The organism is Paenibacillus amylolyticus (assembly GCF_001570725.1).
Lineage (GTDB): Bacteria > Bacillota > Bacilli > Paenibacillales > Paenibacillaceae > Paenibacillus > Paenibacillus amylolyticus_A.
This window is the reverse complement of record NZ_BCNV01000006.1, coordinates 197,264-222,582: the sequence shown is the minus strand read 5'-3', so window position 1 is coordinate 222,582 and position 25,319 is coordinate 197,264. Positions and strand designations below refer to the sequence as shown.

Below are 25,319 nucleotides of genomic sequence, written 5' to 3'. Positions count from 1 at the left end.
TGCCAGTGTAAATATTCAATATCTATTTTAACAGTACACGACGTCCAAGGGTAAATGTAAGAACCAGCATCACTACACCAACCCCCACCTGAAATCCGTAGGCAGAGATCCAGGCCAGTGCATCGGACCAGGTTTCCATCTTTTCATACAGCCAGCCGCCCATCAGCGGCCCAAGAAACGAGGTCACTCCCGTCAGAGCCGAATACACGGCGACAAACATGGGTCTTTCGCTTTTCGGTGTATCTCCGATCGTAAAGTTAAATGCCAGCTGATTGAATCCACCTACACCGATCCCAAGGAAGATATGAGATAGAAAGAGCGCGACCAATACAGGCATGAACGACATTAACCCCCACGACAGACAGGAGAGTGCAATGACAGGCAATGTCCAAAATAAAAGAGTTTTGTTGCTCAATCTGGCATTCAGATTGCCCCAGACATAGAAACCGGCCATCATAACCAGCGTCTGGACTACCGTGATCAGGGACACGGTCTGATAATTAATATTCAATAGATCCAACATCACATAGGAATAAAGCGGAACAATCAAGGTCTGAATCAATAACCAGACAGCCAGGAACAGCGTTGCTTTAAGAAAAGAACGATCTTGGAACGGCTTGATAAACATCCGCCAGAAAACCTTTTCGGTAGAACGTTCAAAAGGCACGTCCGGATAGAAGAAATAGATGACTGTATTCGCGATTGCACAGATCCAAACCGGAATAAATAGGATCAAAAAGCCCATTTCTCCGGGATAACGATCCAAAACAATCCCGCCTGCGAATAAGCATACGCTTCCAAGTGCATTCAGAATCGTATTTCGAATTCCAAAATAACGCCCTCTCACCTTGGCAGGTACGATATCGCCAATCAGTGAAGTCCAGATCATGCCGCCGATGGTATTTGATATAAAAGCAACCGTATACACACCAATATATACGCTTACCCACCACTCTTTGGGAAATATAAACGGGATCAGTCCCGTCGCACTCCATAAGATACGATGTGTGCCCACAAATAGCAGCAGCATGCGTTTTCGGCTGCGAATACGCTGCATCCAGTAAGCTGCTCCGATCTGGGCAATGTTCACGAACGTGGTAATCGCGAGCACAAAGCCGATATGTCTCGACCCGGCCCCAAGGTACAGCAGAAACCCGGTTAAAAATGGGCCTCCCAGCAATGTCTGTAAAATAATTGCCGGTACACCCTCCCATGTTGCAATCGATAAATTCGTGCGTTGTGTCGAACCCTTGCGCCGTGGTTTGCTTGCTAACGGGGGAGGGTTAACGTTGACCGTCTTCTGTATGGGGATACACTCCTTAGACCGGGTCTCGAACGCCGGTCGATGCTAGTTGTCACCCCAAATTCTACTCACGGCGCGAAGGTTGTCAACTCATTTTTTCACGGTTCAACGGAAGATAGAGATGGAAGGTGCTGCCCTTGCCTTCAACGCTCTCAAGTTCAATCGATCCTCCCAGTAATCTGGCCAGATCCCGACTGATCGAAAGACCGAGTCCAGTCCCGCCAAACTTGCGGCTAATCGATCCATCTGCTTGCTGAAATGCTTCAAATATGGAATGATGCTTGTCCTCAGAAATACCAATGCCTGTGTCCTGAACGGAGAAAACGAGCCATCGATTCTGAATACCTGCATTCTTAATCAGCTTGGTGCTTACGGTCAGCGTGACCTTCCCACGGTGAGTGAACTTGATGGCGTTCGACATCAGATTCCGCAAAATCTGTTGAACCCGCTGAGGATCAGACCAGAGTGTCTCGGGCAGTCCTGGCTTTTTATCCATTTGCAACTGAATGCCTTTTTTCTCGGCAACCAGCTGAAAGTGACTCATGGCATCTTCTGTAAGTTGTGCGACACTGATATCCTCCAGCACAATATCCAGCCGTCCCGCTTCCACTTTGGACAGATCCAGAATATCGTTAATGAGCGTGAGCAGTTCCTGGCCAGAGTGATCAATCATGGTAGAAAAACGTACGATCTCCTCCTGATCCATCGTATCAGCGTTCTCACTGATCATCTGGGCGAAGTTAATGACACTGTTCAGTGGTGTACGCAGCTCATGTGACATATTCGCCAGGAATTCCGATTTGTATTGGGAGGCAATCATCAATTGTTTGGCTCGATCCTCCAGTACAATCTGGGCTTTTTGTAACTCTTCCTTTTGCACAGACAAGAGCCGATTTGTACTTTGGATAAGCAAAATGCGATTCTGTTCATTCTGAAAATCACGTAAAATAAATGCAAACATCAAACTGAGCGCAATACCTGTAGGAAGCGTATACGGCATAATATGCGAGAAAAAATATGTAGCCGGGATTACCCCAAAAATAGCTATGCCTATGCTATTAAATACGTTGACGATGAGTATCACTAATACGCCTTTACTGATTAGTCTAAAGCTGCTGCGTCTCATCCATATATTTAAACCCGCACATATCAGTCCAAGAAGAGACATATTAATTACCGCTGCTACAGTAGCGTCCGTGATGCCAAAAGTCAGCCTCGACAGTCCAATCCCGACACCTACGATAATTACGCTATAGGGTTGTCTATACGTTAAAACGGCAACAATTAAAGGGACATAACGAAGATCAAAGATCACTTCATCGGTAAGTTGAAGGCCAAAAACCGTACTGATCCAACCTGCAAAAATAAGGACAAGCACGGAGCTGATTTGCTTCATTCGAGAAGAGATACGTATTACGATATATTTATAGAACACACTAGCAAGATAGGCAATCGTTATAAGCATCCCCATATTCAATACGAACATTTTTGAAAATTGCATTCACTCACTCCTGTTGTCCCGACTTTACTGGCCAAATTACCTTCGTCCGTATGTGTTTCTATCATATCATGCCCATTGAAGCTTACGCATTCCTTCTTCGTCAAAAAAATACACAAAAATACACAAATCAGGATTCAATTTGTGCGCTGGACGTAGTAGAATATATTGTTGTTTAAATTTAAACTACTATATAGATTGAACTAAAGAATAATTACACTTGCCACTCCGATGACAGAACAACCTTCTGATCGCTGTTATCCCCAAATTTTTTCGATTCCCTTTTCTGAAAGGGAAAATCCGTGGATAAAGGCGAAGCGTATGCTTCCGATTCAGCTTTCTTTCAGAAAGCTTTTAGCTCCGCTTCTTCAGGTTATTTCTGTCCTCTCCGTTCTCGTGTAAATGAATGTATAGTGCAACTTATATAGTTATTTGCTGGGGTCATGCTCCTAGAGAGCATGAATGAAAGGAGTAAGGTGTTGTGCAGTTGTTAAAAAGTAAATCCTATTGGCTGTCACTAAGTTTAATGCTGTCTTTGGCCGTCATGGGACTGTTCTACGATATTTTAAATAGTCCGGAACGCGGGTTCGTAGTGCTTGATTCCTCGCTTGACCGGATCATCCCCTATGTACCTGCCATGTCCATTCCATATTTGGGCTGGTACCCATTTGTATTTGGTGTGCTGGCTTACCTGTGTGCCAAGGATCGCCTGACGTATTACCGTGTTTTGTTATCCATGAATATCTGTGTCTGGATCTGTTATCTGATCTACTTCAACTTTCAGACCATGGTACCGCGTCCGGAACTAACGGGGACAGGTCTGGGAGCATCTGTTCTCGGATGGCTCTATAGCCAGGATCGCCCTTATAATTGTTTTCCAAGTATTCATTCTCTTCACTCTTATCTCGTTATGCGTGCCGTTCTCTCGGTTCCAAGCATCCGCAAACCCATCAAGATTCTGGTGGCCGCCGGGGCAGCAACCATTATCGTATCCACGCTAATGATCAAACAGCATGTGATCTACGATGCCCTGGGTGCAGTCATACTCGGCGAATGTGTTCTCACCATCATAACTGGCCTCTCTCAATACCGGAGACGCAGAAAAGAATCGAAGTGGACAGAGGGGATCAGCTGATCCCTCACTTCGACGGTTTCTGAATATGCTGTTGTCGTCTCCATTCATCAATAAACAAACCTGCAAAATAGGGGTCCCATTGGGTCCCTTTTCCTTCTTCCAAAATCGTTAGTGCTTTCTCGTGACTCATCCCATTCCGGTATGGTCGATCAGACGTCATGGCATCAAAGGCATCCGCAACCGCAATGATGCGGCCAAATAGCGGAATCTCATCGCCTGCCATTCCGTCCGGATACCCTTTGCCATCGTATCTTTCATGATGGGATCGTACACCAGGCAAAAAGTCAGCCATGGCATCAATGGGTTCAATCTGGAGCAGAATGCTCTCCCCCTGTACGGGATGTGTCCGAATAATTGCGAATTCTTCATCGCTTAGTTTTCCATCCTTCAGCAACACCTCATCAGGTATGCCGATTTTCCCGATATCATGGAGCAGGGCTGATTTGTACAATAAATCCGCCTGTTCTTCATCCATTCCGCTCAGCTTGCCGATCATCAGCGAATACTCTGCTACACGCATCGAATGCCCTGCCGTATATTTATCTCGGGCGTCCAATGCAGCCGCCAACGTAGAAAAATAACTTTGCAGCAGCTGCCGATTACGTTCCTGTCTCATCTCAAGCCGATTAATCATCATATTGAAGCCGGAGATCAACGCCGAAAATTCATCCGCATACAGATCTGGGGCTCTTCTGCCAAGATCTCCCCCTTGAATTCGGTTCATCTCATGTGTCAGTTCAGCAACCGGATCACGAACATCCCGAATCAACAGCCAGCTACCAACCAGTGCAAACCCAGCGCCTAGAATGACGATAAATACGCCCCACAGGATGTACTCTTTTGCAAACTCACTATCCATATACTGAAGCCGAATATATGTAGCCAGAAAAAACAAAAATAAAGGAAATAATCCGATCAGTGCCGTACTTAGCTGAAATTTACGCTGAATCGACACCAGGATGCGTCCTCCCAGTGAAGGTTCCATCCCATACTGGACTTTGCCTCGATGACGAATCTCAAGCAGCAAGGGTCTAACTGCCCGCACCGTCAGATAATACTCAATCAGTGCATGCATGACGGCGATCAAAATTGCACACGCAGCTGCCACCACAACGTACCCATAAGGGAACTCAAGCCACCCCGTGGATATCATCCATATTGTTAATCCGGCTGCCGGAATTGAAAAACCAAGCATGTGCGGACCCATAATCCGATATATGGTCTGTCCGGGGAAACGATGAACACTCTCATACATGCGGTTCAGTTCATCTTTCTCGTGATGCTCGGAAGCAAAAAATTGCCTTATAGGTCCAAGCTGCGCCCACAGTGTAATTAATTCTGCAACAAGCATGAACAAGAGTGAGATCAACACAATGAAGATGAGTCGAACAAATTGAATATTGGGTATCTGCAAGGTGGATACCATAACCATTGTACCGACAACAAAAACAGCTGCCAGTGAACCGATCAGATAATTGCGTAGCAGACGAAAAATAAATGAACGGTATACTTCCAACTGAACCCCTCGCTCTCTATGTGCAACCAGTTCTCCCTTGATGTCACGGGGAGATTAAGGGTATAGCCTCCTATTTGTTTATCGGTTATTCAAACCAAAAAAATTAATAAAATCTGCTGATTAGACACCAAAACTCCATCTATCGAAACGTTTCAAAATATTTGACCCTTTCCACGGTAACTTGGTGGCAATCCGGACAACAAGAAAAGGCCGCTCCACGAAGGAGCAGCCTTTTATGATATATCCTATATTTATCCTTTGATCTTGGCAGCCAAAATCATCGTACCGCGCGGCTCATCTCCCATGGCATCCGGTTCAAGCGTGATCGCAACCGTATCATAGTCGTTCGCCGAATCCAATGTGTAGTATACCGCTCCCGTGCCGTCACGACTAAGGAAAGTCCCCGCATTCTGAGGGGTATCCCCCTTGATCAACCAGACCTGAAATGCCTCGTTGCCTTCCAGGTTCGGCAAGTTCTCAGCCTGCACAACCAGGTGAGTGCCCTTGCTGTCAATCACGATGGTTGCGAGACCCTGAGCTACAATATCCTGCGTTGCAGGATTAAGCTTCACTGCCTCGCCCGTCTGCATGCCCTGTGCAGGTTCCAGAGCTGATGCCAGCTGCTCCTGCAGCTGCGCATTCTGCGCCTGTGCCTGCACCAGTTGCTCTTGCGTAGCCGACGAGCCCGCCGCCTGCTGCGTCAGCGAGTCGATCTGGCTCTGCAGCTGCGCCGTGTACACGCCCAGCAACAGTGCCGCTGCCGCAAGGGCGGCACTGGCTATGCGCCAGGCGCTGCTGCTGCGCGCACGCGCGCGTGCTTGTGGCTGCCATGGCTGTGCCTGGGCAGCCTCTTTCACCCGGGCCGCAGGCTCCGCCGTTACCGGCGGCAGGCCTGGCCCGGGCTGCGCCGCACGTTCGTGCTGCGGCGCAAGGTCCTCCTGAAGCACCACAGGTGCTTCAGGCTGTGCAGGAGCAGCCGCTGGCTTCGCCTCGGCGCTCTCCTGCACATGTCCGAGCACGTTGCCCAGCACACGTGCTCGCATGCCAGGCGGCGGTGCTACAGGTTCCGCCGCAAGTGGCAGGAAGCCAGTCACTTCCTGCAATTCCCTCACCTCCTGGCGACAAGGTTCGCAATTGGCCATATGCGCTTCAAACGCCGCCACTTCCTCTGCTTCCAGTCCGCCCAGCACATACATCGGTGCCAGATCAGACCACTCCTCATGTCGTTCTATCATGGATGTATGCCCTCCCTTCCCGCGTCCGGATGCAATTCAGCATCGGCCAGCAACTTTTGGAGCTGCCGCATGGCAAGCCTGACACGGCTCTTTACTGTACCCAGCGGAATCCCGAATCGGCTGGATACTTCCTGCTGGGTTAATCCCGCATAATAAATCGATTCGATAACTTGTTGCTGATCACCGTTCAACTGGGACAACGCCTCTTTAATCCGGGTGCCTTCCCATTTACGTTGTACTTCTTCTTCCGTGTTCGTATCTTCATCGGCATAGGCCGCCAGTGTCTCGTGTTCAACTGAAGTAGCCGCTGCTCCTTTTGATTTCCGCCTCAGCATGTCCACTGCAATGTTACGCGTAATCGCAAACATCCATGTGGTCAGCTTCCCCTGTGAGGCATCGTATCGTTCAGCATTATTCCAGACCCGCAGGAAAAGTTCCTGAACGGTCTCCTCTGCCGTCATGGGATCACCAACAATCCGGTAGGCAAAAGAGTATACCGCTCGCTCATAACGGTCATATAAAAGCTCCAGTGCGGAAGCATCTCGTTCCGCAATCTGCCGCATTAACCTGCTGTCCTCCATCGATTCAGTCATGCGAGGGCCCCTTTCTGTTTCTTCCCTCTTATTATAACCTACGCAGAAACTTTTGAAGAGGATTACCACTAAGGAGAAAAAGTTTGAAAAATTTTCTGTATCTTTTCAAACCAACTTTTCACCTTCTAACTTAAAACAGTCTGAAAACATGTTGCTCTGTTCGCAGCTTTCCTTTTTATTGCAAAAAATTACAGCCTGTGGTATAGTATAAGAGTTGTATCAAACAACCTCATATGATTTCTGTCTTCTTTAAACCCCGGAATATTTTCTTCATGCTGCGACCGCAGCGAATAAGCACAATCAACCTATGAAGATTGAAGAACCTGCATAACAATAACCCGGTAGTACAGAGTTTCACAAGATGTTCCCATTCACACTGGCGCGGTCATCGGAGCCGCAAGGACAAAAGAGAGGTAGGGCTTTTGTTGTTTTGGATATCACTTATTCTTGAGAAGATTGAAAACATACACAAGCACCCGGAATTGGGTTCCGGGTGTTTATCCATGTCTACATATACATTTCAGCATCATCTACATACTGTTGGACACCGTTCCTTCACTGAGAAAAGTCTCTCCTTGCGCTCACCAGACGCTAACGAATCCTGCACACCTTATATTGAGAATTTCTGTGCTATGTAAAATCTAACGAATCTCAGCCACGTTAATCGATGTCAATTCATCAGTATAGGCTCTAAACATACCCAAATTCAGATAATAAGATGTCTACGATTCGTTAAGCCGTCAATTTTTGCATATATTCATGGAATAGAGTCTGTGGAGTTTGCTAATTCGAGCAGACCTCCCCTTTTCCCATTTTCATCCCCACGCTCCTTCACTTAATTCTTATAAAAAAGGGACACCGCAGGATAAAATCCTGCGCTGTCCCGCTCTGAATCATAGGTACGTTATGGCCTCAACATGGAACTCAAACTCGGAGTTTATTTAGAGCCCCTATCGTAACGATCCACATTCAGCAAAGCCGCGTTGCACTGACAACTAATTAGATAAACATGGTTTTGGAGATAATGACCAGCAAGATGAACAGCACGAGGATCGTACCCATGGAGCCCCAGCTTCCGCCGCCATGACCATAGGATACTCCACAACCGTGGTGATAACCATGCATCATTGGAGCCTGATTAGGCTGGTGTCCGTAACCGTAGCCCATCGGCATTGTGCCGCAGCCATATCCGTGCATCTCGTGACCTGTGTATTGATATCCATACATGTGTCCATTTCCTCCCATATGTCCGTATACATGCCCCTGTCCGTTCGGTGAGTTTGGTTTTACTTCGCTCATTGTTCATTCCTCCTTAACATTTGCCTACACCCCTAACCTATGTATTTAGCCTACCTCTGGACCGGGCTATTGCCCTCATTTTGACAAAATGGGCGTTTAGCCGTTGGGTGCCCTTCCCATGCTTGTCCTCTAGAAAAAAAACCCCACCGGTTGCCCGGCAGAGCTCGCCATATTATACCCAGAATGATTTAGTGATGATTACGAGAAGAATGAACAGAACCAGGATTGCTCCAGTCGATGTCCAGCCGCCGTATCCTACGCCTTCAACTACTTTGCTCATGCAGAACCCTCCTTTACGAATATATTAGGGTCCAAACGGTTTATTAGATCAAGAATGCTTTAGAGATGATGACCAACAAGATAAAGAGAACCAAGATCGCGCCAGTCGATGTCCATGCGCCGCCGTATCCACCTACTACTCCACTCATGTAAACCCCTCCTTTGATTTGAGGTACAGTTCACTATATGCACCAATCACACATGGGACCGGGCTCAGGCCGAAAATGGGCGGCTCTTTTTTCCACAGATTAATCGCCCCTTGCACATATACACAGGGTTAGTTCTTAAGTCTGAATGCGATATTCCAATGTGTTTAACTCATAAATAAATCTCACAGTTACCTTTGTAAAATTAATGTACTATCTTCCAATGAGATTACCAATACGGTATATTATGAGATTTCAATTTGTTAAATACAGAAAAATTACCTTTTTGGTAATTATGAATACTGAAATCTTTATTAATGTTATTATTTTACTAATAAAGTAGAAAGGAGTGTCTATGCCCACTCTTGGCGAACGCATTAAACACTTACGGGAAATAAAGGGGTTATCACAGAAAGAATGTTCACTACAAACCAATCTTACAGTAGTCCAATTGTCCCGGTATGAAACCAACCACAGGAAACCTGATCCAGATGCTTTAGGTCGCCTGGTGATTGTTTTGGGAACAACCGCTGATTACCTTATTGGACTTACCACAAATCCTTTTCCCGATGTCACCCCAGACCACGATGAACATTTTTATCTGCAACACCCTGTACATGGAGCCTTCTTCCGAAAATATCTTCATGCCCCGGATCAGCTCAAGGATGAAACCAGGCAATTCTTTAAGTTTATTAGCGAGCAATCACGGGCAACTAAACTGGATTATCCCAGACAACATGATGACCTTAGAAAAAATCCCAACCGATGGGAAGCACATTAGGAGAAATTAGACATAATGAAGAAACTTATTACGATTCTGGCACTAGCCGCATTGCTTAGCGCTTGTGGCAATTCAGAAACAAACACAACAGCCGATACCCAAACTTCGGAAACAACCCAAGCAACTGAAACTGTTTCAACGGAAGCTAAAGCTGCGAAATACACTACATATAGTGGAGATGGATTTTCTTTTGCATATCCTGAATCCTGGAAAAGCGTAGATACAAGTCAAATGAATGTTCCGGCAATTAAAGCTGCTTTCTCGGACCAATCTTCATCAGCAACATTTGCAGATAACGTTAACTTGACGATTGAGGCTAGCCCATCAGGTTCAATCAACCCTGAAGAATACGCCAATAATGTAGTTGATTATTACACACAAAACGGTTCAACTATCGGCATTTCCGATTATAAAAAAACCAGCTACACAAACAAGCCTTATAAAGAATATAGCGCTGGTGTCTTGGAAGGCTCGTATAAACACACATCGGGTACAGATGTTGTCCTTGTCCAATATCTGATTCCAACCAATACAGAACTCTATAGCATGACGTTAACCTACGCCAAGGATACTTATAATCAGGACGAGATCAAAGATATCCTTGATTCCCTGAGCATTACCGCTCCTCTGGAGCAAACAACACCAACTGCAACGACTGGAAATTCATCGGCCACGTCATCAGCTGCCGATTTCTTTAATGAGTTAACTCCGTACATTACAGAAGATACAGCCTTTATGGAGCAGGCTTCTTACGATTTCTTTGGTAAACATAGCGATGTATTCCCGGCCATTACGGCAGAACTAAGCAAAAAGGTACGGGGTCTCGTTGACTCCAATGTAACGACCCGTCATCTGAATAAAAATGTGGCCAACTATTACAATACTTTCGTACAAGTTAGCGGGGAAGTTATTTCCGTTGAAGAAGATAGCTCTCTTGGAGCAACTTTCTCTATCATTCATGTCATGGATGAAAACGGAAACGATATTATAGCATTATACCCTGCAACGACGGGAGATCTGCTTGACGGCGATTACGCTACTGTGATCGGTGCACCAATTACCAACTTCTCTTTTGAAAATGTTGGTGGTGGTTATACCAATGCTACTTTGATTGGTGCTTCACTGGTAATTGCAGATTAATATTTTACATGCATATACAAAAGGACCAGCTTAATGAACATTAAGCTGGTCCTTTTGTCCTTTAATTTATAGACACATCTCTGTTTTATGACCCGAAATATACATCCAGCTTCCCTGTGGGCGGGGTTGTTGCCATCCATACCGCAGCCAGATTGTCAGGTGCCTGGGTGTAAGCAGTGATATAGTCGCCAATGAGCACGGTCGGTGTTGGCGAGTTCCCATTCGGGTTGAACGATGTTGTAGTGAGTCTCCGATTCGTAAAGGTTGTCCCTCCGTTAAACGACTCCGCCACATATACATCCAGCAAAAATCCATTTAACTGGTTGGTATAATAAATAACCCTTATTGTACCGGTAAATGGAGATACCGTAAGGGAAGGAAAGAAATTCTGTGTTCCCACGGGTGCTCCTGTAATACTGACCGGCTCACTCCAGAGCAATCCGTCTGGTGAGCTGCACATGAATACATCCGTGTAACCATTCCGGGCATCGTTCCAAACGGCGTAGACCCTACCACTATAGATACTGTTGGAGATATCTGCAGCCAGGTTCAGGTTGGTTTGAACTCGAAATGCATAATTCGGTACAGGCAGAACCTGTGGCGAAGGTACAACAGAGGCAATTAGTGTGGACTGATTACTTATAGGTGGCTGGAATGTGGCACCCCCGTCATAGGAAGTCCGAAGTAACGCATACGCACTCCCAGGACCCGTGAGGATATAACCGGCGTAGACTTCCCCTGTGAATCCAATCCCGATGGTCGCCCGATCATGGAAACCTCTTGGATTGGAAATCCGACTCGGAATCTGCCAGGTTGACGCCACATCCTCAGATCGTTGTAAAAAGATTGAAGACGCTGCCGTTGCCAGCGGGGTATAGCCGACATAAACATTCCCTCGATACGGACTGCCTGGTGTGCGGTCACAGGCAATAAACGGTTCATCATTGTGGACAACGAGTCCGTAACCTCTGTTTATAAATACAGGCGGAGTCCAGGTCACCCCATCGTCAAGTGACGTATAGCTGATAATCGTTCCGTCATTCTCCCCATTGAACACATGCACCGTCACAATGAATGTACTCGGAAAGGTATAATCAATCGTAGGCGCTTCCGCACCTTCGTATCCGGCAGGCTGTGGCAAGATTGCTGTCGTCCAGGTCTGCCCCCCGTCAATGGAACGATAGAATCCGGTCCGTGTCGGTCCCGCACTTGTATCGACCGCAACAACGCACATAATATTGGGAAGTAATACATTAACCGCAATGGACGGTTCGAACTGACTGCCACCCAGTGCTCCTGTAATATTTACAACCGGCATCTGCATTCACCTCCGTCTATTGAAATTATGGAATATTGGTAAAGCGGTCTATCCACATCATCTCCGATTGCAGCACACGCTGCGTGATATTGCCTACGGAGTCCAAACTATAAGCCTGAATAATCGTGCTGGTTGCGCTGAAAAAGTCACTCTGCACCTCAAAATAATCAGCAGCATTCAGGGTGTACAATAAAGTTTTGGACACTTGAGCTGGTAGTTGGAACAGATCATGACCTATTGGAATTCTGGCGTTCTGTGAAGTGTCCCAGCGAAAGACCTGAAGCTCAATGTTGGATGGGATGTTAACCGAATCATTCAAACAGGTCACAATTAATTGTGTGGCACGATCACCCCCGTTTGGAGAGTTAAAGAGGAGACCTGTACTATAGGGCATTTTCATCGCTCCTTTCCTCTTATACCACCATCGACAAAGCTTGACAGTATACTATAAAATATGTGGTCTCTCGTTGAAAGACACGGCAGAATCTGCGAATTTCTGAAAGAATCCTTGCAAGAATCGCCTAACTTTGAAAACCACAATAAAGAGCAAAAACTGCAAGCCCCGGACCGGGACTTGCAGTAGTGATTTGAGACTATTTTTTTTCACTGCGTTGTACTTCGTTAATTAGGTCTTGTCTGAAGTGATGTCAGTTTGTCCTGAACCGATTGTAACTTCTGTATGCTTGAGGCATCCGGTTTATCCCGACGGTCGTCGATCTTGACGGATGTGGATACACGCTGAGCTCCTGACAAAAACGGCGCTTCATGCAAAGCCGCAATTGCTGTAAAGACCTCGTTAAGCGGCCCCTCAATAATGGTGCTCATGGAAGTTAACTGATATGTAATGCCCCGTTGATGTTCCAATACCTTCTGCATGTCTGCCACATAACCGCTCAGACTCGTTGTACCTGTTCCAATTGGAATTACAGTCACTTCTGCTATTGCCATTTTGCTCCGCCTCCTCTGGGCCCCGTGAACAACCGCTGCCACTTATTTTTAGTCGCTTTTTGACTGTTTTTATTCTACCAGTTGAATACGTTACAATTCAAACTGACGTGAAGACGTCATTCAAATTGGTCAAAATTTTTTTTTGATAAATCTTCAAATCTTCCAGTCCTTTTCCTTTGCGGATTCCTGGCTTAAATGGTATACTCGGAATTACGTTTTACTGTATCGGCCCACTTTACAAACACAATATGTTGGGTTACAGTATGTTGACAGCTACAAAATGTAGTAACACTAGATTTCTCCGCTTCTATTAGTCACCTTCTGCATTCTCGCGAAAAACAGGATGAAATCACCTCCAAAGGCACGTCCCTGTAGGTGTAAATCGCTTTCTCGAAACAGAGTTGACTCGGAGGTTAACGGGGCTGTTTGGACTGCATCCGGTATCCTCAAACTACAGGTACATCTGCAATAGACAAAAGCTTACATAAGCACCCTTTTCTGTCGATATACTGAACCTCTAAGACAGTAAGGAAGCCAGAGCATCCATGGGCATTTTCAGCCGCGAGGCGGGGAGAATGCTTTTTATATGAGCATGTTCTGCATTGTGCTGTTTTGTGCTCCTCAAGTTGAGCGATTTAAGACATGACCTGTCACCGCCGTTTCAGTCCGCCAAACGCAACCTTTACCTTTTTCTCACCGTAAGAAGACACTCAATTCTTTATATAAAGAATTTCTCCAATTTATCTCTTAAACATGCGAAAGCGAGGAATATTCATGCCACAAGTTGTGACCAAGCCGAACAACCGCCAGCTTGCCTTTGATGATATGCGCATCTCGGTATATGCCGACCGTACTCTGGAAGGACTGGAAATGCTGGACAAGGAACGTCTGGTACGTGGGGTAAACAGCAAGCTCCGCCGTGATGAAGTTACCGGAGACGAAATCAGTAACGCTTTTATCATGAGCGCACTGGAACTCGTAACTAAAGAGGAGCCTAATTGGAAATTTGCAGCGGCACGCTCCCTGCTCACTTCCCTATACAAAAAAGCGGCTACCAACCGCAGATACAAATCTTACGCGGACGAGCCTTACGGCGCATTCCATCCTCTCCTTGTAGATCTCGTGAAGAAAGGTATCTACCGCGAAGAATTGCTGGAATGTTACACCAAAGAACAGATCGACGAACTTGCTGAATGCATTGACTATCGCAACGATCTGCTCTTCGATTACATCGGCTTGCTCACACTGGCAGAACGTTACCTCGCTCACGATTTTGATGGAAAAGTAATGGAATTGCCGCAAGAACGTTATATGGTTATCGCCATGTTCCTAATGCATCAGGAGCCTGCCGAGAAACGTATGGATCTCGTCAAGGAAGCTTACTGGGCAATGAGCAACATGTACATGACCGCAGCTACTCCTACGATGTCCAATGCAGGAAAAAAAGTAGCCGGACAACTCTCCAGCTGCTTCATTGATACGGTGGACGACTCACTCGAAGGTATCTTCGATTCCAACACGGATGTAGCACGTCTGAGCAAAATGGGTGGCGGCATCGGCGTTTACCTCGGCAAAGTCAGAGCTCGTGGTTCGGATATCCGTGGTCACCAAAATACAAGTTCCGGTGTAATCCCTTGGATTCGCCAACTGAACAATACAGCGGTCAGCGTAGACCAGCTCGGTACACGTAAAGGTGCCATTGCCGTCTACCTGGACGTTTTCCACAAAGACATCCTGGCCTTCCTCGATCTGAAGCTGAACAACGGCGACGAGCGGATGCGTGCGCATGACGTATTCCACGGCATCTGTCTGCCTGACTTGTTCATGGAGCGGGTATCCACTCGCGGCGAATGGAGCCTGTTCTGTCCGCACGAAACGAAGAAAGTGATGGGCTGGAAAGACGAAAATGGTCGTGCACTCGGATTGGAAGATTTCTACGATGAGTCCTTTGGCGAAGGTGCGTTCCGTGATAAATACGAAGAAGCGGTGAATCACCCACTGCTGTCCCGGATTACAGTACAGGCGATCGATATCATGAAGCGTGTACTGAAATCCCAACTGGAGACAGGTACGCCATACATGTTCTACCGGGATACGGTTAACCGCTCGAATCCTAACCGTGCGCACGGTATGGTATACTCCTCCAACCTGTGTACCGAAATCATGCAGAACCAGTCTGCCACTGTGATTGAAAAGGAAGAACTCGTAACCAAAGATGGACAAACTCGCATCGTGATTTCCAAAGTGCCTGGCGACTTTGTTGTCTGCAACCTGAACTCCATCCATCTGGCACGTGCTATACCTCATAATGTATTGGAGCGTCTCGTTCCGATTCAGGTGCGCATGCTGGACAACGTTATCGACATTAACAACATTGAAGTGTTGCAAGCCCAATATACCAACAGCCAATATCGCGCAGTCGGTCTGGGAACGTTTGGACTTCACCACCTGCTTGCTCTCGAAGGCATTCATTGGGAGTCTGAAGAAGCGGTAACATATAACGATAATCTGTATGAAAAAATTAACTACCTGCTCGTGAAATCCAGTATGGAACTGTCCAAAGAAAAAGGACATTATCCGAAATTCAAAGGTTCCGATTGGGAAAGTGGTCACTACTTTGACCAACGCGAGTACACGTCAGGTGAGCGTGTAGGCGAGTTCGTGACAACCGAACAGTGGAAAGAACTGCAAGCTGAAGTACAACAAAACGGTGTACGTAATGCTTGGTTGTTCGCCATTGCACCTAACGGTTCCACGTCCATCATTGCCGGTTCAACGGCTAGTATTGATCCGCTCTATGAGCTGTTATCTTATGAAGAGAAAACAACGTACAAAATTGCCAATCCAGCTCCGGATCTGTCCGAAAAAACAAGCCCTTATTACCAAACGGCGTTCATGGTGGATCAACATGCTTCCATTAATATGGCAGCTGCCCGTCAGCGTCACGTCGATCAGGGACAAAGCTTCAACTTCTACGTTCGACCGGATATCAAAGCAACAGAATTCCTGGAATTGCATCTGCACGCCTGGAGAGCCGGCATGAAATCAACTTATTATGTTCGTAGCCGGGCATTAACGATTGAAGAAGCTTGATTTTATCGCAAGTTACGTTTTATCCACGATAGAGAAGATTTACTAGATTCAAGGTGACCACCAGGGCATCCTGTTTTGATTGCAAAATGGCGTTGCCCTGGTTCTTTTTTGCCTAAAACACGATCACAGCATCGCAAGATGTTGATATAGATGATTTTCCAAAGTTCTGTCGGCAGAACATTATGAAATTTCAAGGAGTGAACGGAACAATGCAAGTACAGAAAATTTTCAACACCGAAGCCCCTAACCAATCGACCCGTATTATTGAAGGTGAATGCTCCGGTATCCTGAACTGGAACGACATTCGCATGCCTCATATGTACAAATTATACAAAGTACTGCTGCTCAACCACTGGATCGCAGACGAGATTCCAATGTCCAAAGATGCTTCCCAGTTTGCTCAACTCGACGAGGAAGAACAACGTACGTTCAAAATCAACATCTCCCTGCTTGCGGTACTTGATTCCATGCAGACGATGTTTGTTGGTGATGTAAAACGTTACTTTACTGATTCTTCACTCGAAGCGATCTCGGCCATTATCGGACAACAGGAAGTCGTTCATAACCAATCGTATTCCTACGTCCTGTCTTCGATCGTATCCGATCGGGAGCAAAAAGAAATTTTTGAATACTGGAAACACGATCCGGTACTGCTTGACCGCAACCGTTTCATCGCTGATATCTATCAAAACTTCCGGGACGAGCCGTCTCCACAGACATTCTTCCAAGCGATGGTAGCCGATCTGGTACTCGAAGGAATCTTCTTCTATAGTACGTTTGCCTTCTTCTACAATCTGGCCCGTGACCAGAAAATGATGGCAACCAGCCAAATGATCTCGTATATCCAGCGGGATGAAAACCAACACTGCTACTTCTTCGCCGAAGTGTACAAACAGTTGCTGGTAGACTTCCCTGAACTGAACACACCTGAGAACATGGACTATGTATACAAAACCATCCATCGTGCTGTTGAGCTTGAAACCAACTGGGCACATTACACACTCAGCAACGTACGCGGTATTGACCTGAACGAGTTGGAAGACTACATCAAGTACATCGCCAACAAACGTCTGCGTCTGATGGGTATGGAGAAAGCGTATGAAGGTGTGGATGTAAACTGCATGCCTTGGATCAAACCATTCTCCGATGAAGCACTGAATGCAACCAAAACCGACTTCTTCGAAGCCAAATCCCGTAACTATGGTAAAGTTGGCGACGATAACGGATTTGACGATTTGTAAACTCTACTGATCGAGTATTACCAATATAAATAAGCACACATTAAAGCACTCCCTTGGATAGAATGCCTTCATGGCTATCTGCATGCGGGAGTGTTTTTTTGTCCCTTAACCTAGTAAGATAGTTTGGAAGAGATTCACATCCCTCCGACTGAAATGAGGCCTATTAATGGATAGAGAACTGCTGGAACAAATCAACTTGTGGCATGAGCAGGACCAATTCAGACTCATTATCGAACGTATTGAACGTATCCCCGTCTCAGAGCAGGATTATGATCTGATTGGTCAACTCGCCAGAGCCTATAATAATGACGCATGATACCGCGAAGCTATTCAACATTTGTTGTCAGTACAGGAGCAAGGGTTAAACGACCCGCTCTGGCAATACCGCTTGGGTTACGCATACTGTTACATCGCGAGCTATGAACAGGCACTACTGGCTTTTGAGAGAGCTGACGAACTTCTGCCTCATGATGAGTCTACGCTTGAATTCCTTCGCCAGATTCGCCCCCAAGCGGAGAAGATGCGGCTTGATCGACAACGCCATGAAGAGAATATCGCAGCATTGGAGCAGAGCGGCACACAGAACCATCTAAGAGCGGCATCAGGGACTTACGCTCCCGGAACGTTCTGGGTACACAGCGATTATGCGCAGGAAAATCATGTATCGGAACCTTTCGATGAAGAAGAGATTGTATCTATTGAGAAGGAACTGGGGTACAAGCTGCCCGCTTCCTATATTCATTTAATGAATACCCAGAACGGCGGCATCCCCGCGCGCACTGTATTTCCTACCAAAGAAGCGACTTCCTGGGCTGATGATCACATTGCCATTTCAAGCATTATGGGAATCGGACACGATAAGATATACGCGCTGGGCGGTGAGTTGGGAAGTCGGTTCATGATCGAAGATTGGGGATACCCCGATCTGGGGATTGTAATCTGTGATTGTCCGTCCGCTGGTCATGATGTCGTTATGCTGGATTATCGCTTCTGTGGTCCTGAAGGCGAGCCTTGTGTGGTTCATGTGGATCAGGAAAATGATTATGAGATTACATATCTTGCGCCGAATTTTGAAGCTTTCATCCGTGGCTTGCTCGATGAGGATACGTATGACCTGTCTGACGAACAGAATGAGAACTAAAATCCAGGAGGGTCCGGCCATATGACAACCCGTATATATTTTGGTTCCAATCAACTCGGCGAAGTGGCGTCAGCTTCATTGCAAGATGCGCTGAATGAATATGATCTGGGAACCCTTGAAGATTATCAACGAACGGATAAAGGCGTTATGGGCCAAACACTGCTCATCCGCTCTTCCCGTGGAGAGTATATTCTGAAAGGTAATCCGTTATATTCAGGACAATTACAGGAAGAAAAGTTCTTCGTAGAACAACTGGCGAAGCATACGTCCATTCCCGTCCCTGACCCCTATTTATTACATGAAGATATCAATCTTCTAGGTTGGAGTTATGCCATCATGCCGCGCCTGCCGGGGAATCACCTGTATGATCCAGCATTCCAGATCTCACTGTCACAGCAAGATCAGGAAGAGATCGCCTGTATGTTTGCCCATACTTTGGCTGAACTGCACCGCTGGAAGGTGCCTGATGCTGGGGAATATGATCCTGTAGCGAAGCAGATTGTTTCCTTTGCAGGCGATTATCTGGACTGGTTGTACGGAACTATCCGCCACTGGTTACATGATGCTGAACAGTACTCGGTGATTACGGATAAAGATGTGCAGTGGGTGGACGAGCAATTCAAGAATGCGGAACCGGCATTTCGGTCCAAAGCTGTTCCCGGGTTTGTCATGGGAGACTTCAAGGTCGAGAATGTGCTAGTTCAAAAAAAGGATGATCCTTCTTCAGACTGGCAAATTAGTGGTCTGTTCGATTTCACAACTGCCTATTTCGGAGACGGCACAGCCGACTTGACCAAAATGTCCACCAGGTATGTCCGTGAGGGTAAGCCAGAACTGGCCGCACAGTTCCTTCGCCGCTACCGGGATCTGGTCTGTGCAGCAGATGTGGAGAAATGTCAGCACTTCCGTGCACGTCTCAGCGTGCATCTGCTCTATCAACGTATCTTGTGGTGGGGTGAAGCCAAAGCGACAGGACAAGTGACGTGGGCAGCCGACCTGCCTTTTGCACAGTGGGCAGAGCAGTCCATTGATTCAATTCTTGCATTACTGGATGATTAGATTTAGACAGGGTGCTCAACGGATATCGGCCTTCCAAACTTACGTATGTATACTTCCATATATGTCGCCCAACATCCGGGCGAATGCATAAAACCGCCAAAGATCAATGATGATCTCTGGCGGTTTTCGTCCTACCACGATATATTTCGATCAACGATGAAACCCCGCTCAACTTAAGCCTGTGCGACGGGTGACTCCTGATGTTTCTGCAAAAACTCCAACATCCGGCGATACACGAGAATCTCGTTTGTCTTTCTGGAGAAACCATGGCCCTCATCGTCCAGAACGATGTATTCCACATCCAGCCCCTTTGACTGAAGCGCAGCCACGATCTGATCGGATTCAGCCTTCACGACTCTTGGATCATTGGCTCCCTGAATGACCAGCATCGGGTTTACCATCTGATCCAGATACGTAATCGGTGAATCCTTCGTTAGGCGTTCGCGGTCACGGATCGGATCACCCAGCCAGTTATCCATCATCGGCTTCCAGTCTTCCGGCACGGATTCCAGGAATGTGAACAGGTTGCTCGGCCCAAAAATATCGACCGCGGCTCGGAACAGCTCCGGATGGCGCCCTGCTAGTAGCAGGGTCATGTATCCACCGTAACTTCCACCTACCACAAACAACCGCTCCGACGAGGTAATTCCCTGATCAAACAGCCAGTTAATTCCGGCAACACAGTCCAGTCTTGGGCCTTCGCCCCAATCTCGCTCAACCAATTTGACGAATTCCGCACCATATCCGGTACTGCCACGGAAGTTCGGTGCAAAGATATGATAGCCCTGAGCGAGCATCATCTGGAACATTGGCCGGAAAAACTTCGCTTCCGATGCCTGCGGCCCACCATGCGGCCAAAATACCGTGTAACCATTGGCCTGCTCAGGCTTTGCTTTGAACAAAAGCGCTTCAATCTCCAGTCCGTCGTAGGAGTTATACCGAATGACGTCAGGGTACACGAGATCACTTGGGTCCAGTCCGGTTACCCGATTGGCAGTCAGCGGCTCCCAGGATTCAGCACCTGCCACTTTGCGATAAATGTTATGCGGCAGGATTGCTCCACGCCCCAGAATATATACATTACCTGCCTTCGTAACAGTCACCTGCTCAATTGTATCCAGCGGCATCTCTATGCGCCGAGGCTCATCGGAATTTTTACCCAATACGTACATACGATTCTCCGGCCCTGTAAGTGTCCAGAAATATAAGGTCTCGGAAGCCTGATGCCAGCGGATGTTCTCCACATCTTCCCCTTCAATTTTACACAATGGACGGAACTCGCCGGAATCGATACGGTACTCAGCCACATATGAGTATGATGAGTCATCATTAGTGATCAGCAGAAGGCGATTGTCATCTGCGAAAATCAGATCGGATACCTGACTCTGCCGCTCTGAGGCTGGCAGAATCACCATTTCTTCATTGTTACGATACAGATGAGCTGTCTGATACGTATTTGAATACATTTTTAAAATGACATAACTCTTCTCGTCAGGACTTACAGCAACCAGGCTGCTCGTAACCTCTTCTCCACTGTATAACAGTTCATCTTCACCTGTCTCCAGATCGATGCGGCGTGAATTCAGATAGTTCGGATTACCCGCGCTGGTGACATAATAGAGACGTTGTCCATCCTCGGACAACTCAGAGAAATAACAGCGATCATTCGGCTCTGCCGGAACCACAGGCAGTGGAACACCACCCTCTGGCTTAAGTGCATAGAGATGATAGTTCTCGTCACCATCCCGATCAAACGCGGTAAGAAGATGACGTCCTTGCGGGTCTGCTTTAATAAATTGACTGCTCTGATTCAAGTACGTTAAAGGATACGGGTACCCTCCGGGCAAATCCATCGCCCAAATATTTGGCTGACCGTTCAGATTGCTGTCCATGAACAAACGTTTCTCGTCGGCCGATACGGCAAAATGCGAAATTCGGTACGTCTGAAAATATTGCTCGACATCCGGTTTAGGGAACTGAATCATGACAAACCTCCTTGGAATTGAACCAATGAATTTAACATTGGTAAATTAAGGTACCATTTGTCCATATTATAGGTAATGACAATGTTTAGACAATAGATATGTGAGTTATAATTCCGAATCTCCCCATTTTTATCTCAAACTCACGGATAAAAGATCATATGAGCTTTGTCATCGCGATAATAATCCAGCCTTTGCTTCATCGTACCTGTATGCAGTTCAAACAGATGACCATCCGGATCGGTAAAATAAACAGATAACGCATCCCGCGGATCTCTGGGCCTTCCGGGAAGAATGTCCGCCCCAGCTGCTCGCAGCTGCTGCACAGATGCGTCGAACTCCTCTTCTGTCACGGTAAATGCAATATGGGTATAGGTTCGTTCCGTATAGTTGCGAATAACATCCTCCTGATTCAGGGCGATCCACAGACCGGCAAGCTCAAAATACGCCAGTTTGCGTCCCTTCACCTGAATCTGAGCACCGAGAGCCTGTTCAAAAAAGGTAATGGACCGCTCCAGATTGGATACGGAAAAGCACAAATGATTAATTCCCTGAATATTCATGTGGCTCCTGACACCTCCATCAATTTAAGGACCTATCCTTATTATGGTATATTTTGTGCAAAAAACAACAGCTCTGCTGCCTCCCCTCGCACCTTCTTCTGGGCGAATGCATAGTTTATCCGTATCAATGAACGTTCGAGGAGGATGTTTAGCACATGAACCCTGTCTACCCTTTTTATGGTGAGAAAACGGTGTGTAAAGAGCAAAAGCTGGCATTCCCACCCCAGCATCAGGACCAGCAACCCGGTCTGGAAACCCTGATGGTGCCTGAACCCATTAGCGAAGATCCTGCTTATATCGGCAGTTGCAAACTCCAAGACAAAGTTGCGATTATCACAGGTGGTGACAGTGGAATCGGCCGGGCGACAGCCATCGCTTTTGCCAAGGAAGGTGCGGATATCGTCATTGCTTATCTATATGAAGTAACAGATGCCGAAAGGACTCGCGAGCGGATTGAGGAACTGGGACAGCGCTGTCTGTTGATCGAGATTGATCTCCGCCTAAAGAAAAACTGTGAGGCTGTCATTCGAACAACGATGGAAACCTATGGGAAGATCGATATTCTGGTTAACAACCATGGCGTACAGTATGTGCAGCCAAGCATTGTTGATATTACGGAAGAGCAGCTGTATCACACCTTTCAGACAAATGTGTTTGCCTATTTCTTTCTGATCCAGGCCGCTCTCCCCCATCTGTGCAGAGGTGCCTCCATCATCAATACAGCTTCCATTACGGCATATAAAGGCAACACCCAACTGATCGACTACTCTTCTACCAAAGGAGCCGTCGTATCGCTGACTCGTGTACTCGCCCAATCGCTTGCTGCACAGGGAATCCGTGTGAACTCCGTTGCCCCCGGACCCATCTGGACACCACTCATTCCTGCCAGTTTCTCCGCTGAAGATGTGCAGGTATTTGGAACGGAGACGCCTATGGGTCGGGCTGGCCAGCCTTACGAACTGGCGGCAGCTTACGTCTATCTCGCCTCCCGCGATTCATCTTACGTCACAGGTGAATGCATTCATGTGAATGGCGGCGATATGGTAACGACATAGGCTAGTGTGGAATGTGGGTGATATCGTCAACTGATGTCAGGTTGGATTTGGCAGGTGAGGCAGGATATCGGTTGTCCGGTTGCGAAGAGGGTTAGGAGTATGATCCGGTTATACCGGAACCTGACATCTTGCGACAAGGAGCTGAACAACCTGATGAACTTCGATCCACTCTACCAACCGTACCCGTCTTATCGCGTGCCTGTGTATGCGAAACAAGGCATGGTCGCCACGTCACAGCCACTGGCTGCACAAGCCGGTTTGGATGTTTTGAAAAAAGGCGGCAACGCCATTGATGCCGCCATTGCAACTGCGGTAGCACTCACCGTGCTGGAGCCTACGTCCAATGGCATTGGCGGCGATGCTTTTGCCCTCGTCTGGACCGAGGGCAAACTGCATGGCCTGAATGCCAGCGGCCCTGCGCCTCAGGGCATATCCATTGAGGCGCTTCAAGCGGCAGGCCATACGGAGATGCCGAAGCTTGGGGTTGTTCCGGTGACGGTGCCTGGCGCACCGGCGGGTTGGGCTGAGCTGAGCCGCCGTTTCGGGCGGCTCACGCTGGCGGAAGCGCTGGAACCGGCCATCCGCTATGCGGAGGAAGGTTACCCGCTTGCGCCTGGGCTGGCCCGCCACTGGGCAAGGGCAGCCGAGATCTATGCACGCCAGGGTGATGCGAAGGCAGGGCGTGCGTGGTTTGAGACATTTGCTCCCGGCGGGCGTGTTCCCGCAGCTGGAGAGATGTGGCGCTCGCCGGATCATGCGGCGACTTTGCGCCAGATTGGCGAGAGCGAAGCGCGAGACTTTTACGAAGGGGAACTGGCGGAACGCATTCATTCCTTTATGGCAGAACACGGTGGTTATCTGACTCGCGAAGATCTGGCAGCATTCCAGCCCGAGTGGGTTGATCCCATCTCTGTCTCCTATCGCGGATACGATGTATGGGAAATCCCACCGAATGGACAAGGGCTGATTGCTCTCGCGGCGCTTAATCTGTTGAAAGGTTACGAGTTTGACGAGAAAGAATCCGTTCTCGCGTATCATCAGCAACTGGAAGCCATGAAGCTGGCATTTGCCGATGGGGAGAAATATATTACCGAAGAACGTAAAATGGGCGTGACGGTGGAGGAACTGCTGTCCGAGGCATACGCTGAAGAACGGCGCAAACTCATTGGTGATACCGCACGTGCACCTGAGGCAGGCGATCCACGAGCAAGTGGAACGGTCTATCTGGCTACGGCTGACGGTCAAGGCAACATGGTTTCCTTTATCCAGAGTAACTACATGGGCTTCGGATCTGGACTCGTCGTTCCGGGGACAGGCATTGCATTGCAGAATCGCGGACATAATTTCTCACTGAACCCGAATCATGCAAACGCCTTGGAGCCGGGTAAACGAACCTATCACACCATCATTCCGGGGTTCCTCACCCGCGGCAGCGAAGCGATTGGGCCATTCGGTGTCATGGGCGGTTTCATGCAGCCGCAGGGTCATGTGCAGGTGGTCATGAATACGATCGATTATCACCTGAATCCCCAGGCCGCACTGGACTCTCCACGCTGGCAGTGGACGAAGGGCAAAACGATTCTCGTGGAACCTGGCTTCCCACAGCACATTGCACAGGCACTCACCCGCAAGGGACATGATATTCAAGTGGCGCTCGATCCATCCCAGTTTGGACGCGGTCAGATCATCTGGCGCAACCCGAACAATGGCGTATTATGCGGGGGTACGGAAACCCGAGCGGATGGCTCGATTGCAGCTTGGTAAAACTCGCGTCATTTTTATAGGGATGTTCGTCCTATGATCCATAGGATGCTATTCTAAGACACAACAGCGATGATTCAAGTCATCGCTGTTGTGTCTTTTTTCGACTTTTAACGTCAGTAAACAACATACTGTAGTTATTCATGCACCCTTTTAACCAGAGAAATGTAAAACTAATGTATAAATCATGAAACATATTTAGATTTTCGTAAATTTTCACTACATACCATAAA

General features: G+C 47.5%; 23 protein-coding genes. 10 read left to right on the top strand and 13 right to left on the bottom strand.

Going from position 1 to position 25,319, the window contains the following annotated elements; translation table 11 throughout:
- Window positions 1-22 precede the first annotated feature (22 nt).
- Entirely contained in the window at window positions 23-1,180 is a 1,158-nt protein-coding gene (locus PAHA3_RS24545; RefSeq protein ID WP_235599558.1) for an MFS transporter, read from the bottom strand.
- Between the two features lie 208 nt (window positions 1,181-1,388).
- Window positions 1,389-2,804 (bottom strand): ATP-binding protein, encoded by a 1,416-nt coding sequence (locus tag PAHA3_RS24540; protein ID WP_062837290.1) that lies wholly within the window; start codon window positions 2,802-2,804, stop codon window positions 1,389-1,391.
- Window positions 2,805-3,282: 478 nt separating this feature from the next.
- On the opposite strand from PAHA3_RS24540, the gene PAHA3_RS24535 reads away from it, so the two are divergent.
- Complete coding sequence (locus PAHA3_RS24535; protein WP_062837289.1) at window positions 3,283-3,936, top strand: phosphatase PAP2 family protein; 654 nt, start codon at window positions 3,283-3,285, stop codon at window positions 3,934-3,936.
- Between the two features lie 4 nt (window positions 3,937-3,940).
- Here the strand turns inward: PAHA3_RS24535 and PAHA3_RS24530 are convergent, their stop codons facing one another.
- From PAHA3_RS24530 to PAHA3_RS31005, 6 genes are all read right to left on the bottom strand, one after another.
- Window positions 3,941-5,452, bottom strand: coding sequence for an HD domain-containing phosphohydrolase (locus PAHA3_RS24530; RefSeq protein WP_062837288.1), 1,512 nt, complete (start codon window positions 5,450-5,452; stop codon window positions 3,941-3,943).
- A 251-nt stretch (window positions 5,453-5,703) separates the two neighbouring features.
- On the bottom strand, window positions 5,704-6,687 hold the full coding sequence (locus PAHA3_RS30755; protein ID WP_062837287.1) for an anti-sigma factor: 984 nt from the start codon (window positions 6,685-6,687) through the stop codon (window positions 5,704-5,706).
- A complete protein-coding gene (locus tag PAHA3_RS24520; protein ID WP_062837286.1) occupies window positions 6,684-7,280 on the bottom strand; it encodes an RNA polymerase sigma factor in 597 nt (198 codons plus the stop codon). The genes PAHA3_RS30755 and PAHA3_RS24520 overlap by 4 nt, the downstream gene beginning before the upstream one ends.
- A gap of 999 nt (window positions 7,281-8,279) precedes the next feature.
- On the bottom strand, window positions 8,280-8,579 hold the full coding sequence (locus tag PAHA3_RS31010; RefSeq protein ID WP_062837285.1) for a hypothetical protein: 300 nt from the start codon (window positions 8,577-8,579) through the stop codon (window positions 8,280-8,282).
- Window positions 8,580-8,751: 172 nt separating this feature from the next.
- Window positions 8,752-8,859 (bottom strand): sporulation protein YjcZ, encoded by a 108-nt coding sequence (locus tag PAHA3_RS30750; RefSeq protein WP_201028111.1) that lies wholly within the window; start codon window positions 8,857-8,859, stop codon window positions 8,752-8,754.
- 43 nt (window positions 8,860-8,902) lie between these two features.
- Entirely contained in the window at window positions 8,903-9,007 is a 105-nt protein-coding gene (locus tag PAHA3_RS31005; RefSeq protein ID WP_017690880.1) for a hypothetical protein, read from the bottom strand.
- A gap of 352 nt (window positions 9,008-9,359) precedes the next feature.
- Between PAHA3_RS31005 and PAHA3_RS24510 the strand changes: the two genes are divergently transcribed.
- Both PAHA3_RS24510 and PAHA3_RS24505 read left to right on the top strand, forming a co-directional pair.
- The gene (locus tag PAHA3_RS24510; protein ID WP_062837284.1) at window positions 9,360-9,785 is read left to right on the top strand and encodes a helix-turn-helix domain-containing protein; all 426 of its coding nucleotides are present in this window, start codon (window positions 9,360-9,362) and stop codon (window positions 9,783-9,785) included.
- Between the two features lie 15 nt (window positions 9,786-9,800).
- Entirely contained in the window at window positions 9,801-10,925 is a 1,125-nt protein-coding gene (locus PAHA3_RS24505) for a PsbP-related protein (protein WP_062837283.1), read from the top strand.
- A gap of 85 nt (window positions 10,926-11,010) precedes the next feature.
- On the opposite strand, the gene PAHA3_RS24500 is transcribed toward PAHA3_RS24505, so the two are convergent.
- From PAHA3_RS24500 to PAHA3_RS24490, 3 genes are all read right to left on the bottom strand, one after another.
- Window positions 11,011-12,243, bottom strand: a complete 1,233-nt coding sequence (locus PAHA3_RS24500) for an exo-alpha-sialidase (protein ID WP_062837282.1) — start codon at window positions 12,241-12,243, stop codon at window positions 11,011-11,013.
- A gap of 25 nt (window positions 12,244-12,268) precedes the next feature.
- On the bottom strand, window positions 12,269-12,643 hold the full coding sequence (locus PAHA3_RS24495) for a hypothetical protein (protein WP_062837281.1): 375 nt from the start codon (window positions 12,641-12,643) through the stop codon (window positions 12,269-12,271).
- Window positions 12,644-12,864: 221 nt separating this feature from the next.
- Entirely contained in the window at window positions 12,865-13,191 is a 327-nt protein-coding gene (locus tag PAHA3_RS24490) for an MTH1187 family thiamine-binding protein (protein WP_062837280.1), read from the bottom strand.
- Window positions 13,192-13,965: 774 nt separating this feature from the next.
- On the opposite strand from PAHA3_RS24490, the gene PAHA3_RS24485 reads away from it, so the two are divergent.
- The 5 genes from PAHA3_RS24485 (at window position 13,966) to PAHA3_RS24470 (ending at window position 19,725) form a co-directional block, all read left to right on the top strand.
- Window positions 13,966-16,284 carry a ribonucleoside-diphosphate reductase subunit alpha gene (locus PAHA3_RS24485; protein ID WP_062837279.1) on the top strand — a complete coding sequence of 773 codons (2,319 nt, stop codon included), beginning with the start codon at window positions 13,966-13,968 and terminating at the stop codon, window positions 16,282-16,284.
- Between the two features lie 209 nt (window positions 16,285-16,493).
- Window positions 16,494-17,525 carry a ribonucleotide-diphosphate reductase subunit beta gene (locus PAHA3_RS24480; protein WP_062837278.1) on the top strand — a complete coding sequence of 344 codons (1,032 nt, stop codon included), beginning with the start codon at window positions 16,494-16,496 and terminating at the stop codon, window positions 17,523-17,525.
- 166 nt (window positions 17,526-17,691) lie between these two features.
- The gene (locus tag PAHA3_RS31000; RefSeq protein ID WP_235599557.1) at window positions 17,692-17,841 is read left to right on the top strand and encodes a hypothetical protein; all 150 of its coding nucleotides are present in this window, start codon (window positions 17,692-17,694) and stop codon (window positions 17,839-17,841) included.
- 21 nt (window positions 17,842-17,862) lie between these two features.
- Complete coding sequence (locus tag PAHA3_RS24475; protein WP_235599556.1) at window positions 17,863-18,666, top strand: SMI1/KNR4 family protein; 804 nt, start codon at window positions 17,863-17,865, stop codon at window positions 18,664-18,666.
- A gap of 21 nt (window positions 18,667-18,687) precedes the next feature.
- Entirely contained in the window at window positions 18,688-19,725 is a 1,038-nt protein-coding gene (locus tag PAHA3_RS24470) for a phosphotransferase family protein (protein WP_062837277.1), read from the top strand.
- Window positions 19,726-19,898: 173 nt separating this feature from the next.
- Here the strand turns inward: PAHA3_RS24470 and PAHA3_RS24465 are convergent, their stop codons facing one another.
- Window positions 19,899-21,710, bottom strand: a complete 1,812-nt coding sequence (locus tag PAHA3_RS24465; RefSeq protein WP_062837276.1) for a S9 family peptidase — start codon at window positions 21,708-21,710, stop codon at window positions 19,899-19,901.
- A gap of 140 nt (window positions 21,711-21,850) precedes the next feature.
- A complete protein-coding gene (gene fosB, locus PAHA3_RS24460) occupies window positions 21,851-22,270 on the bottom strand; it encodes a metallothiol transferase FosB (protein ID WP_062837275.1) in 420 nt (139 codons plus the stop codon).
- A gap of 155 nt (window positions 22,271-22,425) precedes the next feature.
- On the opposite strand from fosB, the gene PAHA3_RS24455 reads away from it, so the two are divergent.
- Window positions 22,426-23,325, top strand: coding sequence for a glucose 1-dehydrogenase (locus PAHA3_RS24455; protein WP_062837274.1), 900 nt, complete (start codon window positions 22,426-22,428; stop codon window positions 23,323-23,325).
- Window positions 23,326-23,478: 153 nt separating this feature from the next.
- Window positions 23,479-25,089: a gamma-glutamyltransferase family protein gene (locus PAHA3_RS24450; protein ID WP_062837361.1), complete on the top strand. Its 1,611-nt coding sequence runs from the start codon at window positions 23,479-23,481 to the stop codon at window positions 25,087-25,089.
- Window positions 25,090-25,319: the final 230 nt, after the last annotated feature.

Excerpts from the sequence above, each read along its gene's own strand:
- PAHA3_RS24540 (WP_062837290.1), bottom strand. The coding sequence starts at position 2,804 with ATGCAATTTTCAAAAATGTTCGTATTGAATATGGGGATGCTTATAACG.
- PAHA3_RS30755 (WP_062837287.1), bottom strand. The coding sequence starts at position 6,687 with ATGATAGAACGACATGAGGAGTGGTCTGATCTGGCACCGATGTATGTG.
- PAHA3_RS24520 (WP_062837286.1), bottom strand. The coding sequence starts at position 7,280 with ATGACTGAATCGATGGAGGACAGCAGGTTAATGCGGCAGATTGCGGAA.
- PAHA3_RS31010 (WP_062837285.1), bottom strand. The coding sequence starts at position 8,579 with ATGAGCGAAGTAAAACCAAACTCACCGAACGGACAGGGGCATGTATAC.
- PAHA3_RS30750 (WP_201028111.1), bottom strand. The coding sequence starts at position 8,859 with ATGAGCAAAGTAGTTGAAGGCGTAGGATACGGCGGCTGGACATCGACT.
- PAHA3_RS31005 (WP_017690880.1), bottom strand. The coding sequence starts at position 9,007 with ATGAGTGGAGTAGTAGGTGGATACGGCGGCGCATGGACATCGACTGGC.
- PAHA3_RS24510 (WP_062837284.1), top strand. The coding sequence starts at position 9,360 with ATGCCCACTCTTGGCGAACGCATTAAACACTTACGGGAAATAAAGGGG.
- PAHA3_RS24505 (WP_062837283.1), top strand. The coding sequence starts at position 9,801 with ATGAAGAAACTTATTACGATTCTGGCACTAGCCGCATTGCTTAGCGCT.
- PAHA3_RS24500 (WP_062837282.1), bottom strand. The coding sequence starts at position 12,243 with ATGCCGGTTGTAAATATTACAGGAGCACTGGGTGGCAGTCAGTTCGAA.
- PAHA3_RS24495 (WP_062837281.1), bottom strand. The coding sequence starts at position 12,643 with ATGAAAATGCCCTATAGTACAGGTCTCCTCTTTAACTCTCCAAACGGG.
- PAHA3_RS24490 (WP_062837280.1), bottom strand. The coding sequence starts at position 13,191 with ATGGCAATAGCAGAAGTGACTGTAATTCCAATTGGAACAGGTACAACG.
- PAHA3_RS24485 (WP_062837279.1), top strand. The coding sequence starts at position 13,966 with ATGCCACAAGTTGTGACCAAGCCGAACAACCGCCAGCTTGCCTTTGAT.
- PAHA3_RS24480 (WP_062837278.1), top strand. The coding sequence starts at position 16,494 with ATGCAAGTACAGAAAATTTTCAACACCGAAGCCCCTAACCAATCGACC.
- PAHA3_RS31000 (WP_235599557.1), top strand. The coding sequence starts at position 17,692 with ATGGATAGAGAACTGCTGGAACAAATCAACTTGTGGCATGAGCAGGAC.
- PAHA3_RS24470 (WP_062837277.1), top strand. The coding sequence starts at position 18,688 with ATGACAACCCGTATATATTTTGGTTCCAATCAACTCGGCGAAGTGGCG.
- PAHA3_RS24465 (WP_062837276.1), bottom strand. The coding sequence starts at position 21,710 with ATGATTCAGTTCCCTAAACCGGATGTCGAGCAATATTTTCAGACGTAC.
- fosB (WP_062837275.1), bottom strand. The coding sequence starts at position 22,270 with ATGAATATTCAGGGAATTAATCATTTGTGCTTTTCCGTATCCAATCTG.
- PAHA3_RS24455 (WP_062837274.1), top strand. The coding sequence starts at position 22,426 with ATGAACCCTGTCTACCCTTTTTATGGTGAGAAAACGGTGTGTAAAGAG.
- PAHA3_RS24450 (WP_062837361.1), top strand. The coding sequence starts at position 23,479 with ATGAACTTCGATCCACTCTACCAACCGTACCCGTCTTATCGCGTGCCT.